This is a genomic window from Pseudarthrobacter sp. KH_020_B (assembly GCF_057840185.1).
Map to the genome: position 1 here is coordinate 269,124 of NZ_CM174506.1, position 12,629 is coordinate 281,752.

10 protein-coding genes are annotated in these 12,629 nt (G+C 67.5%); 8 read left to right on the top strand and 2 right to left on the bottom strand.

All coding sequences use genetic code 11. From position 1 onward, the window contains the following. Positions 1–24: 24 nt before the first annotated feature. Complete coding sequence (locus AC3IT0_RS01255; protein ID WP_489322029.1) at positions 25–1,350, bottom strand: carboxylesterase family protein; 1,326 nt, start codon at positions 1,348–1,350, stop codon at positions 25–27. A 248-nt stretch (positions 1,351–1,598) separates the two neighbouring features. Further along, complete coding sequence (locus AC3IT0_RS01260) at positions 1,599–2,087, bottom strand: inorganic diphosphatase (protein ID WP_489322030.1); 489 nt, start codon at positions 2,085–2,087, stop codon at positions 1,599–1,601. A 153-nt stretch (positions 2,088–2,240) separates the two neighbouring features. On the opposite strand from AC3IT0_RS01260, the gene dacB reads away from it, so the two are divergent. From dacB to folE, 8 genes are all read left to right on the top strand, one after another. Beyond that, entirely contained in the window at positions 2,241–3,716 is a 1,476-nt protein-coding gene (gene dacB / locus AC3IT0_RS01265) for a D-alanyl-D-alanine carboxypeptidase/D-alanyl-D-alanine endopeptidase (RefSeq protein WP_489322031.1), read from the top strand. 74 nt (positions 3,717–3,790) lie between these two features. Further along, entirely contained in the window at positions 3,791–5,365 is a 1,575-nt protein-coding gene (locus tag AC3IT0_RS01270) for an IS1182 family transposase (protein ID WP_489319853.1), read from the top strand. Positions 5,366–5,741: 376 nt separating this feature from the next. Next, a complete protein-coding gene (locus AC3IT0_RS01275; protein ID WP_489322032.1) occupies positions 5,742–6,875 on the top strand; it encodes a zinc-dependent metalloprotease in 1,134 nt (377 codons plus the stop codon). Positions 6,876–6,986: 111 nt separating this feature from the next. Continuing rightward, the gene (gene tilS / locus AC3IT0_RS01280; RefSeq protein WP_489323882.1) at positions 6,987–8,042 is read left to right on the top strand and encodes a tRNA lysidine(34) synthetase TilS; all 1,056 of its coding nucleotides are present in this window, start codon (positions 6,987–6,989) and stop codon (positions 8,040–8,042) included. A gap of 30 nt (positions 8,043–8,072) precedes the next feature. Further along, complete coding sequence (hpt, locus tag AC3IT0_RS01285; RefSeq protein WP_489322033.1) at positions 8,073–8,624, top strand: hypoxanthine phosphoribosyltransferase; 552 nt, start codon at positions 8,073–8,075, stop codon at positions 8,622–8,624. A 92-nt stretch (positions 8,625–8,716) separates the two neighbouring features. Beyond that, positions 8,717–9,784 (top strand): LacI family DNA-binding transcriptional regulator, encoded by a 1,068-nt coding sequence (locus tag AC3IT0_RS01290; RefSeq protein ID WP_489322034.1) that lies wholly within the window; start codon positions 8,717–8,719, stop codon positions 9,782–9,784. 116 nt (positions 9,785–9,900) lie between these two features. Beyond that, the gene (gene ftsH / locus AC3IT0_RS01295; protein WP_489322035.1) at positions 9,901–11,967 is read left to right on the top strand and encodes an ATP-dependent zinc metalloprotease FtsH; all 2,067 of its coding nucleotides are present in this window, start codon (positions 9,901–9,903) and stop codon (positions 11,965–11,967) included. Positions 11,968–11,977: 10 nt separating this feature from the next. Continuing rightward, positions 11,978–12,622: a GTP cyclohydrolase I FolE gene (gene folE, locus AC3IT0_RS01300; protein WP_489322036.1), complete on the top strand. Its 645-nt coding sequence runs from the start codon at positions 11,978–11,980 to the stop codon at positions 12,620–12,622. Positions 12,623–12,629: the final 7 nt, after the last annotated feature.

Sequence of the window (12,629 nt, forward strand, 5' to 3'; positions counted from 1 at the left end):
GTAGCCAATCCGCGCATCTCCGGCCTACATTTCCCGGTACTCAAGCGCGCCGGGAATCCCGCCCGCCTCACCCAGTCCGTCGCCGCGGGCAAAGGCGGCCCACAGCCGGCGCACTTCGCGGCCCACGGCGTTGATCTCATCCCAGGTTGCGCCCTTGAGCAGCCCGGCGGCGGCCCAGGTCTGTTGGTTTCCGAACAGCAGCGGCAAATCAACGGTGTGTGCGGCGCGGTAGAAGTTTCCGGGTGCGCCCCAGGACAGCAAGTAGCTGTAGGCCTTGCCTCCGGCGCGGGCGTGGCGGCGTGCAAACCTGCGGGCGGATCTGCCGTAGACCGCCTCCGTCACCGCCCAACTAATGGCCCGCACGGCGGCCGCACCCAGGCCCGGGATCTTGCCCAACAGGCCGACCACGGGACTCCGGGGAAGGAACAGCAGGGCCTCATCGGAGGTGTGCCCGATCAGCACTTCGATGCCCGGGGCGGTGGCGTTCCAGGCGGCCTCAACGCGTGATTCAGGGGGCAGCGGGGCGTGCCCATACTGGGTGCCGAACGGCATGGCCGCCATGAGCCCGAACTTCCGGGCCACCTGTGACACGTGGTCTTCGATGGTCACCACGTCCAGCATCGGGGTGTCCTCCGTGACGGCTTCGGCCGCGATGCCCATGGCCCGGCTCATCTTGTGCCGGCCGCGGGTGATCCCCAACGGTGCACTCTGGATGATGGCCCGCTGGAACAGGGACGGCGCTTCGGGCGTCGCCATGAGATGGGCTACGGAGTCGCCGCCCGCTGACTGCCCGAACGCGGTGACCCGCCCCGGGTCCCCACCGAAGGCCGCGATGTTGCGCTGCACCCACCGGAACGCCTCCAGCTGGTCCAGCAGGCCGAGATTCGCGGGCCGGCCGGTGCCGGTAGCCAAATACCCGAACAGGCCCAAGCGGTACGTCACCGAAACGACGATGACCCGGTTCTCTGCTACCAGGGACGTGGCATCAAATATCGCCAGGTCGCCGGAGCCGGACGTGTAGGAGCCGCCGTGCAGCCACACCATGACCGGGACCTGCTCGCCGTCGGCAAGCCCGGCCGGAACGGTGATCGACAGGCGCTGGCAGTCCTCACTTCCGGGGAGCTCGCCGTACCGGGTGCCCAGGACGTCGTCGAGGAACGGAACGGGGCCCTGCGGGCAGGCCGGCGCGAGGGTGGTGGCGGCATACTCGGCAGGCCAGTCGGACGCCGCCACCGGAGGTTGAAAGCGGCCCGCGGTGGCGTACGGGATTCCCGTGGCGCGTACCACCTCACCGTCCCGCCACCCGCAGATCGGACCGCACGGAGGATTAAACGAAGGCTCGGAACTCACAGTGCAACGATTCCACAGTTTCCTGAGACTCCGCTCCCGCGGACCACCCCAACGCGCGAACGGACACTTGAGGCCCCCGAATCCGCAGATTCCAGGGGCCTCAAGTGTCCGTTCGCGCCGGGGAAGGCTGAACGACGACGGCGGGTGCACGGCTCTTGCGAACCCGGCACCCGCCGTCGAACTACAGCTGGGCCCACGCCGTCAGGGTTCCCTGACCGAGCGGAGCGAGGTGAGGGAGACGGTGGGGATTAGTGAGCGGCCGGCACGTAACGCTTGATGGAGGCTTCCAGCTCGGCCTCGGCGGCGGCGCGGTCGCCCCAGCCTTCAGCCTTGACCCACTTGCCCGGCTCCAGGTCCTTGTAGCGGGTGAAGAAGTGCTCGATTTCCTTGATCAGGAAGTCGCTGACATCGCTGATTTCCTGGATGTGATCAAAGCGGGCGTCAACCGGGACGCACAGGACCTTGGCGTCTCCGCCGCCGTCGTCGGTCATGTTGAAAACGCCGATGGGGCGGGACTCCACGATGACGCCGGGGATCAGATCGAAGTCCTGCAGGAGCACCAGTGCATCCAGCGGGTCGCCGTCTTCGCCGAGGGTGTTCTCGAAGAATCCGTAGTGCGTGGGGTACTGCATGGAGGTGAAGAGGACGCGGTCCAGGCGGACGCGGCCGGTCTCGTGGTCAACTTCGTACTTGACGCGCGATCCCTTGGGAATCTCGATGGTCACGTCATGCTTCATGGAATGCTCCTCGGCAATTGCAGGGGGTTCGCGGCACAGGAGACGACCAACAAAAAGGAGTGTCGGTGCCGCCGACTACTATTGAGGATATAGCGAATGGCCCAAGTTTCAGGAACTGTGGGGAATTTTCAGGACTTGAGGACCAGCAGCAGCATGAAGGAAACAGCGGGCCCCGGCGCGTTCCGGCACACCCTCGCGCGCGGGCTGCGTGCCTGGCCCACCGCGTTGCTCCTGGCCGTGATCCTTGCCCTGGCGCTCCCTGCCGTGTGGCTGGTTGCCCCTGCTTTCGTCAGCCCGCCTCCAGTGGCGGCGCCTGTGGTGCCCGCCTGGCAACAGGCCCCCACAGCGCTTTCGGCCCGGCAGGGCCTGGCTCCCCTCACGGATTCGGCGCCCCTCCCGCTGCCCTCGGCCGTCGCCGCGCAGTTGGACGCTTTGTTAAGGCCCGACGGCGACGGCAGCTTCACAGGGCTGGTCCAGGATGCGCTCACTGGCCAGGTCCTGTTTGACCGCCGCGGTTCGGAGAGCCGGATCCCCGCCTCCAATATGAAGCTGCTCACCGCCGTGGCCGCGCTCCGGGCAATCGGCCCGGACCACCGGTTCAGTACCAAGGTCCTGGCCGGCCCAGATGCCAACCGGGTGGTGCTGACCGGCGGCGGCGACGTGCTCCTGGGCGCCGGGGAATCCGCGCCCAACCAGGTGATGGGCCACGCCGGGCTCGCCACCCTTGCCACCGAGACCGTGAACGCGCTCCAAGCCGCAGGAACAACCGGCGAGCTGAGGGTCCTAGTGGACGATTCCCTGTTCACCGGCCCAACGCTGAACCCGGCCTGGGCTGAGGGGGACGTTGCCGCGGGCGAGGTGGCCCCGCTGTACCCGCTTGCACTGAACTCGGCCCGCTTTGACCCGGCCGTCATCAGCGGCCCGCGCCCGCAGGACTCAGCAATCACCGCCGCGGAGGCGTTTGCCGCGCAGCTCAAGACGGCAGGCGCCGCTGCGGGACTCACGGTAGCGGCCGGCGTCGAACGTTACACCGCGCCGGAAGCCGCCGCAGAAGAGCCGGCGGTCCTGGCCGAGGTCCGGTCCGCCACCGTGGCCGAGCAGGTTGACCTTATGCTGCAGACCTCGGACAACTTCCTTGCGGAGGTCCTGGGCCGGATGGCAGCGGCGGCTGCGGGGGAGCCCGCCAGCAACGACGGCGCCACCGTGGCAGTCCGCGCGCAGCTCGCGGACGCGGGGATCTCCACGGACACCATGCGGCTCGCGGACGTGTCCGGGCTGGCGCTGGCCAACCAGGTCTCGGCGCGCCAGTTCGCGGAAGTGGTGCGGGCCATCACGTCCGGGACCGACCCCCGTTTGCGGGCTGCGCTGGATGGATTTCCGGTCGCAGGGCTGACCGGAACACTGGACACCCGCTACGGGGATGGCGCCACGGCCCGCGGCGCCGGCCTGGTCCGGGCCAAGACCGGGACCTTGAACTCGGTGATCGCCCTCAGCGGCTACGTGGTGGACGCCGACGGCCGGCTCCTGGTGTTCTCCTTCATCGGCAACGATCTGAAGCCCGGCGCGGCCGGGAACAGGGAAGCCCTGGACCGGGCTGCCACGGCGATCGCGGCCTGCGGCTGCCGCTAGGACGGCGCTGAACAATGTGGGTGGGTTGAGGCGCGCCTGCTGGACTTCGGGTCGTGGTCGTTAAGACTGGGTACATGCAAGGTATTGAGGCGGCCCAGCGCGGGTATTTGGATGTGGAGGCACTGGCCGGGGAGTTGTTGGCTCCGGGCGGTGCCTACGCTTTTTTGGCGGAGCATCGGGGCCGGCTGTTTCCGGATTCGATGATGGAGGACCTGTTTCCCTCCCGGCGGGGCCGGCCCTCGATCCCGGCCTCGGTGATCGGCACGGTCCTGGTCCTGCAGGCCCTGGAAGGCTTGTCGGACCGGGCGGCCGCGGAGGCGTTGACGTACGATCTGCGCTGGAAGGCCGCCTGCGGGTACGGGCTGACGGAGGCCGCGTTCCACCCCACCGCCCTGGTCCATTGGCGCAACCGGCTGCGGACCAGCGAGAACCCGCACCGGATCATGGAGGCTGTCGCCCAGGTCATTACCGCCACCGGGGTCCTGGCCGGGCGGCACCGCCGGGCGGTGGACTCGACGGTCTTCCAGGACGCGGTGGCCCGCCAGGACACCATCACCCAGCTCATCGCCGTGATCCGGCGCTTCGGCAAGGCCATGGAGCACGGCGCGACACTCATGGCCGTCCACGCGACCTCCTATGACTACACGCGGGTGGGGAAGCCGGATATCGCCTGGGATGACAAGGAAGCAAAAGACGAACTGATTTCCGGGCTGGTCACTGACGCGCTGGCGCTGCTGGCCGCGGTGGACCCCGCCACCCTGGATGACAGGTCCCCGGAGTATCAGGCGTACGTGCTGCTGGCGCTGGTGGCGGGGCAGGACGTGGAGCCGGCCGAGGGCTCCGACGGCACCGACGGGAGGTGGCGGATCGCCCGGAAGGTCGCCCCGGACCGGATCGTTTCCACGGTGGACACCGAGGCCCGGCACGCGCACAAGTCCCGCTCGGTGATGATGGACGGCTTCAAGGGCCACATCGTCGCGGAGCCGGAGACCGGGCTCTACACCTCCGCGGTGATGACCCGGGCCGCCGGGCCCGGCTCCAGTGACGCGGACGCCGGAATCGTCCTGCTCGGCACGGACCCGACCATGAAAGACGACGCCGTGGACTACCAGGTGCTCGGGGACTCGGCCTACGGTTCCGGTCCCATGCTCGAGACCCTCGATACGGCCGGGCACCAGGGCCTGGTCAAGCCCAAGCCGTTGCGCCCGGCCGTGCCAGGCGGGTACGACCTGGACGACTTCACCCACGACGAAGCAAAGAACACGCTCAGCTGCCCGGCCGGGGAGGTCCGCACGATCAGCCCCCGGGGCAACGTGAACTTCGGCACCGCCTGCAAGGCGTGCCCGCTGCGGGATCAATGCACGAAGGCCAAGGGCGGGCGGAAAGTCGTTATCACCGTCCACCATGCCCGCCAGCGCGCCCACCGCGCCGCCGCCCGCCAGGAAGCATTCAGGCACGACTACCGGGCCTACCGGCCCCTGGTGGAAAGATCCATCGGCTGGCTGGTCGCCGGAGGCAACCGGCGCCTGCGATACCGGGGCGTGGAAAAGAACAACGCCTGGCTGCAGGTCCGCACAGCCGCACTGAACCTTCGGCGACTGCTGAAACTAGGCCTCACCGGCGAAAACGGGGCCTGGGCCCTGGGATAGCACCCAAAATGGGGGGCCGCCCCGGCCCCCGGCCCCGATCCGCGCCGACGGGAGCTATGGACGGCCCGGCAAGGCCCGCAAAATTCATGACCGGAATTCCGGCGCCCGGAATCGATGCCCCCAGCGAGCCGCCCAAGGCCCCGGAACGAGTCCAAAAGCGAAACCTGCCGCTCCGAATTGTCCCTTGTTCAGCGCCGTCCTAGGAAGGCTGCCTGACGTTGGCATGTCCCTGACCCCGCAATAGCGGTCCTGCCCCGCAAAAGCGGTGCGGGGCCGCAACGTCCGTGCGGGGCACGGCCGCGGTTGGGCCCCGAGGCCGTTCGCCGGTCAGCGAACTTAAGGACCATCCGCCGTCGGCTGTGATGTGATGGGGACTATGGAGTCCACTGCGCGTGATTCGTCAGCACCGGCATCATCCAGCCCGGCCCAGTCCCTGATCAACTGGGACCTGGCCGCATCCACTGCGGCCCGGCTGGCGTCTGCCGGGCCAACCCTCAACTCGGCGGAAATCGGCGAAGCCGTAGACAGCCTGCGCCGCCTCGCGGACGCCTCCGTCCCGCACGTCCACGAAATCACCGGCCTCGAAGCCGCACGGGACCTCCGCGACTCCTCTGTCCTGGTGGTGGACAGGGCCAACTGGGCCAAGGCCAACACACAGAGCTTCGCCGTGATGCTCAAACCCGCCATGGAAAAAATGCTCGAAAGCCGCCGCGGCAACATCAGCCCGGCGGCGGCCAGCGTCAGCGGCGCCATCACCGGCAGCCAACTCGGCGCTGTCCTGGCGTTCCTGTCCAGCAAGGTCCTGGGCCAGTACGATCCGTTCGCCGCGCTCGCCGAAGGTTCCAAAGCGCCGGCCGCCGGCCGGCTGCTCCTGGTGGCGCCGAACATCGTGGCTGTGGAGCGCGAGCTCAACGTCACGCCGGAGGATTTCCGGCTCTGGGTCTGCCTGCACGAACAGACGCACCGCGTGCAGTTCGCGGCCGCGCCCTGGCTCCGCCATCACATGCTTTCCGAGATCGACAACCTCAGCGGGCACCTGCTGGGCAACGTTGATTCGCTGATGGAGCGGGCGTCCGCCGCCGCGCGTTCCCTCAAGGACCGGACCGCCACCGGCAATGTTCCCGGCCGCGGCGCCATCCTGGACCTGCTGCAGAACCCCGAGGAAAAGGCGTCACTGTCGCACCTGACGGCAGTGATGAGCCTGCTGGAGGGCCACGCCAACGTGGTGATGGACGCCGTCGACGCCAGCATCGTCCCCTCGGTCAGGACCATCCGGCAGCGCTTCACCGACCGTGGCAAGGACCGCGGCGTGATCGAGAAATTCATCCGCAGCCTGCTTGGCCTGGACGCCAAGATGCGCCAGTATTCCGACGGCGCCAAGTTTGTCCGCGCAGTGGTGGACGTGGCCGGGATGGAGGGCTTCAACCGGGTGTGGGAATCCGCGGAGAATCTCCCCACCGAGCCCGAAATCCACGACGCCAAGCTGTGGGTTGACCGGATGGGCCTGTAGGTGCAGCACGCACCAAAGGTGCCGGATGCCCGCACGGCTTCAAGCGGACGACGACGTCCGGGCCGGCTCGCGCCCGTCGTCGGCACAGCGCGCAAGGCGCTCCAGAACGCCTTGGCGGACGCCGGCTATCCGGCGCACGTGCTGGTGGCGTGCAGCGGCGGCCCGGATTCCCTGGCACTCGCGGCGGTGGCAGCCTACTTCGCCCGACGCGGCCACGTTGACGGGCACCCCCTGACGGTCGGCGCCGTGGTTGTTGACCACCAATTGCAGGAGGGCTCGGCCCGGGTGGCTGCGGCCACCGCCCAAGCCTTGAAGGAACTGGGACTCTCACCGGTGGAGGTCCGAACCGTGGACGTTGCCAGCACCGGTATGGGCCCGGAGGCTGCCGCCCGGGATGCCCGCCACGCAGCCTTGGAAGCTGCAGCCCGGGACCAGGGAGCAGCGGCGATACTGCTCGGCCACACGCTGGACGACCAGGCCGAACAGGTCCTGCTGGGCCTGGCCCGCGGCTCCGGCACGCGCTCGCTGGCCGGAATGCGGCCTGCCCGCGGCCTGCTGCTCCGGCCTTTCCTCGGCCTGCGCCGCGCGGACACCCTGGAGATCTGCGACGTTGAGGAGCTCGAGCCCTGGCACGATCCCAGCAATTCGGATCCGTCGTTTGCCCGTTCACGGACGCGGGTGGAAGTGCTGCCGTTGCTGGAGGAAAAACTCGGGCCCGGTGTGGCTGAATCGCTCGCCCGGACGGCGTCCATCCTGCAGTTGGATGCCGACTATCTGGAGGACGTGGCAGATCGCACATTTGCCGCCTTGGCCGAGCGGTCCGGACTGGAGGTAAGCCTCCCGGAGGAGGCCCTGGGGGAACTTTCCCCGGCCATCAGGTTCCGGGTCATCGCCAAGGCAGCGGCCGACGTCGGGGGCCAACAGCCCAGCTACCAGCGCCTACTGGCGGCGGAAGCGCTGCTGCGGCGGCAGGGTTCCGCCGGTCCCGTGGAGCTGCCGGGCGGCGTGAGCGTGTACCGGCTATCACTTGCCGAGCTGGCCCAGCGGGACGCCGCCGGCCAGCGGCAGCGGGCTCAGGACGGGCACGACGGCGGTGCCCCCGTTCCCCGCGAAGCGGCCCGCTGTGGGAAGCTAGTATTCCGGCCTCAAAAACCGCCCCAAGAATAGTCGCACCCCGCATCTACACAGGAGCCATTGGTGGATTCAAACGACGTCCAGGCAGACCTCAAGCACGTTCTCTACACCAAGGAACAAATCCAACAGCGGATCGGCGAGCTCGCTGCGCAGATCGACAAGGACTACGAAGGACGCGAAATCCTTCTGGTCGGTGTGCTCAAGGGTGCTGTGATGGTCATGGCCGACCTCGCCCGCGCCCTCCACAGCCACGTTTCGATGGACTGGATGGCAGTGTCCTCCTACGGCTCCGGCACCCAGTCCTCGGGTGTTGTCCGGATCCTCAAGGACCTGGACACCGACCTGATGGGCAAGGACGTCCTGATCGTCGAAGACATCATCGACTCCGGCCTGACCCTGTCCTGGCTCAAGACCAACCTGGAATCCCGCGGCACCGCGTCCGTGGAGGTCTGCACCGCCTTCCGCAAGCCCACGGCCGCCAAGGTGGAAATCGACGTCAAGTACGTCGGCTACGACATCCCCAACGAGTTCGTGGTGGGCTACGGCCTGGACTACGCCGAGAAGTACCGCAACCTGGACTTCGTGGGCACCCTCGCCCCGCACGTATACGAGTAAACCTCCCGCCGAGATGGCACTTCACGGCAGTCCCACGAACGGACATTGCCGTGAAGTGCCATCTCGGGGCATTAAGCGAACGTGGGAGAGCGTTGAGTAGCAAGAACGCTGGCATCAAAGACGTAGCCGCCGCCGCCGGAGTGTCCGCCACCACCGTCTCGCACGTCCTGAATGATGTCCCGCACGCGCGGATAAGCAGCGAAACCCGGGCGAAGGTGAAGTCTGCAGCGGCGCGGCTCGGCTATGGCCCCAACCGGCTGGCCCAGGCGCTGCGCACTCAACGCTCCGGGATGATCGGGTTCATCAGCGAGGACATCGCCACCACACCCCATGCCGGACGCATCATCCTGGGCGCGGACGAGGCCGCCCGTGCCCGCGGCTACAACCTGATGATCATCAACACGTCCGGGTCCGCGAGCCCTGAATCCAGGGATGCCGACGTCGAAGCCCTCCTGGAGCGCCGGGTTGACGGCATCCTCTACGCCACCATGTACCACCGCCACGTGCAGTTGCCTGTCAACCTTGGCAGCGTACCGGCCGTTCTGGTGGACTCCGTCAGCATCGGCAGCAGCATCACGGCCGTGGTCCCGGACGAGGAGGGCGGCGCCCGCGCCGCCGTCGGAATCCTCCTGGCCGCCGGCCATACCCGTATCGGCTTCCTCAACAACACCGACGACGTCCCCGCCACCCGGGACCGCCTCCGCGGCTTCCGGGCCACGCTGACGGAGGCAGGGCTCGACGGCGGCGCGGCACCTGTCGAGTCGGAGCTGTCCGAAGTGCAGGGAGGCTATGAGGCGGCCCGCCGGATGTTGGGGCGTGAGGACAGGCCCACCGGGCTGTTCTGCTACAACGACCGGATGGCCATGGGCGCCTACCGGGCCGCGGCGGAGCTGGGGCTGTCCATCCCCGGGGACCTGTCCGTGGTGGGCTTCGATGACCAGGAACTCATCGCGGCAAACCTGCACCCGGGCCTGACCACGGTGGCGCTGCCGCACTACGAAATGGGCGTCTGGGCCGCCGAGAACCTGATCGACGCCATCGAGGGCAAGACGGACTTGGCCCTCATGGCGCTCCACCCGACCACCCTGGACTGCCCGCCGGTGACCCGCCGATCTGTGGGACCGCCGCCAGATCCCGCTACGCCCAGAGGGAACTTTTAAGCGAGACCGTGCGTGAATTACTCCGAACGGTGTATAGCTAGTAGCTGAGCACCACACGCGCGCAGACCACTCGCCGTGCAGCACTACCAGGAGGGACGGGGCCAGCCCCCGATCAGATGAAAGCTAAGAGTTTCTTCAAGGGCCCAGGCATCTGGATCGTTGTTGTGATCGCCATGCTCCTTGTGGCTTTTGCAACACTGGCTCCCGGTGGCGCGGCACGGATCGACACCGACAAGGGCCTTGAGCTCCTCGCCGGGAACGGCCAGGTGGAGCAGGCAAAGATCTTCGACGGCGAAAACCGCGTTGACCTGGTCCTGAAAGACAGCCTGCAGGTGGACGGGCAGGACAAGGGCAAGAGCGTCCAGTTCTTCTTCGTTGATGCCCGCGCCATCGACGTCGTCAAGGCCGTCACGGCCGCCAATCCCGCGAACGGCTACACGGACCAGCCCATCGAAAGCAACTGGTTCTCCGGGCTGCTCTCGCTGCTGATCCCTGTCATCCTGCTCGGTGCGCTGTTCTGGTTCCTGATGACCCGGATGCAGGGCGGCGGCTCCAAGATCATGCAGTTCGGCAAGTCCAAGGCCAAGATGGTCAACAAGGACATGCCACAGGTGACCTTCGTGGACGTTGCCGGTGCCGATGAGGCTGTTGAAGAACTCCAGGAGATCAAGGAGTTCCTGCAGGAACCGGCCAAGTTCCAGGCCGTGGGCGCCAAGATTCCCAAGGGTGTGCTGCTGTACGGCCCTCCCGGTACGGGCAAGACCCTGTTGGCCCGCGCCGTCGCCGGCGAGGCCGGCGTGCCGTTCTTCTCCATTTCCGGCTCGGACTTCGTGGAAATGTTCGTTGGCGTGGGCGCGTCCCGTGTCCGCGACCTCTTTGAGCAGGCCAAGGCCAACTCGCCGGCCATCATCTTCGTGGACGAGATCGACGCCGTGGGCCGGCACCGCGGCGCCGGCATCGGCGGCGGCAACGACGAACGCGAGCAGACCCTCAACCAGCTCCTGGTCGAGATGGACGGCTTCGACGTCAAAACCAACGTCATCCTGATCGCGGCCACCAACCGCCCCGACGTCCTGGATCCGGCCCTGCTGCGTCCCGGCCGCTTCGACCGCCAGATTGGTGTGGAAGCGCCGGACCTGATCGGCCGCGACCAGATCCTGCAGGTGCACGCCAAGGGCAAGCCCATGGCACAGGATGTTGACCTGAAGGCGGTGGCAAAGAAGACCCCCGGCTACACCGGTGCAGACCTCGCCAACGTCCTGAACGAGGCCGCCCTACTGACCGCGCGTTCCAACGCCAACCTCATCGACGACCGTGCCCTGGACGAGGCGATCGACCGCGTTATGGCCGGCCCGCAGAAGCGCAGCCGCGTGATGAAGGAACACGAACGCAAGATCACCGCGTACCACGAAGGCGGACACGCCCTGGTGGCGGCTGCCCTGCGGAACTCGGCGCCGGTCACCAAGATCACCATCCTGCCCCGCGGCCGGGCCCTGGGTTACACCATGGTGGTCCCGGAGAACGACAAGTACTCCATCACCCGCAATGAACTGCTGGACCAGATGGCGTACGCGATGGGCGGCCGCGTGGCGGAAGAGATCGTTTTCCACGATCCCTCCACGGGCGCCTCCAACGACATTGAAAAGGCCACCTCCACGGCCCGCAAGATGGTCACCGAATTCGGCATGAGCGAGCGTGTCGGCGCAGTACGCCTGGGCCAGGGCGGTGGCGAACCCTTCCTGGGCCGCGACGCCGGCCACGAGCGCAACTACTCGGACCAGATCGCCTACGTGGTGGATGAGGAAGTGCGCCGCCTGATCGACCAGGCGCATGACGAGGCCTACGCCATCCTCATCGAAAACCGGGACGTCCTGGACCAGCTGGCCCTGGAACTCCTGGAACGGGAGACCCTCAACCAGGCCGAGATCGCGCACATTTTCCAGGACATCCGCAAGCGTGACTTCCGCGAGGTGTGGCTCTCCAAGGAGACCCGCCCGGTCCAGCAGGCCGGCCCCGTGGAATCCCGCCTGGAGAAATCTGAGCGCGAAGCCCACGAGGAAGCCAAGCAGGCCCGCCTTAAGGAACCGCTGGACGCACAGCCGCCGCACGCGCAGGGTGTCGGGGATGACGCCGCATTCCAGGGTGGCATCCCCGACTCGGGGCCTGACGCCACGCACGGCTAAGCTTTCTTCTGTGACTCACTTCGACGACGACGACGCTCCCGCCTCCGCCGGACACCCGGCGGAGGACGGCTCCCACCACAAAAAACACGAGAAAGTGGACCGGCCCCGCATCGAGGCGGCCGTCCGTGAAATCCTCATTGCCATCGGCGAGGACCCGGACCGCGGCGGCCTCCTGGACACCCCCAGGCGGGTAGCCAAGGCCTACGCCGAGGTGTTCGCGGGACTGCACCACGATCCCGCGGACGTCCTCTCCACCAAGTTCGACCTTGACCACGAAGAACTGGTCCTGGTCAAGGACATCCCGTTCTACTCCACATGTGAGCACCACCTCGTGCCGTTCCACGGGGTTGCCCACGTCGGCTACATTCCCTCCCACGACGGCAAAGTGACCGGACTCAGCAAGCTGGCACGCCTCGTGGACATCTACGCCCGGCGCCCCCAGGTGCAGGAGCGGCTCACCACCCAGATCGTCGAAGCAATGGTCAGCCACCTCAAGCCGCGTGGCGCGATTGTCGTTGTCGAATGCGAACACATGTGCATGTCCATGCGCGGTGTCCGCAAGCCCGGAGCAAAGACCGTCACCAGTGCGGTCCGCGGGCAGCTTCATGACCCGGCCACCCGTGCCGAAGCCATGAGCCTCATCCTCGGAAGGTAAGTAACAG

Excerpts from the sequence above, each read along its gene's own strand:
- AC3IT0_RS01275 (WP_489322032.1), top strand. The coding sequence starts at position 5,742 with ATGGAGTCCACTGCGCGTGATTCGTCAGCACCGGCATCATCCAGCCCG.
- AC3IT0_RS01260 (WP_489322030.1), bottom strand. The coding sequence starts at position 2,087 with ATGAAGCATGACGTGACCATCGAGATTCCCAAGGGATCGCGCGTCAAG.
- dacB (WP_489322031.1), top strand. The coding sequence starts at position 2,241 with ATGAAGGAAACAGCGGGCCCCGGCGCGTTCCGGCACACCCTCGCGCGC.
- ftsH (WP_489322035.1), top strand. The coding sequence starts at position 9,901 with ATGAAAGCTAAGAGTTTCTTCAAGGGCCCAGGCATCTGGATCGTTGTT.
- AC3IT0_RS01270 (WP_489319853.1), top strand. The coding sequence starts at position 3,791 with ATGCAAGGTATTGAGGCGGCCCAGCGCGGGTATTTGGATGTGGAGGCA.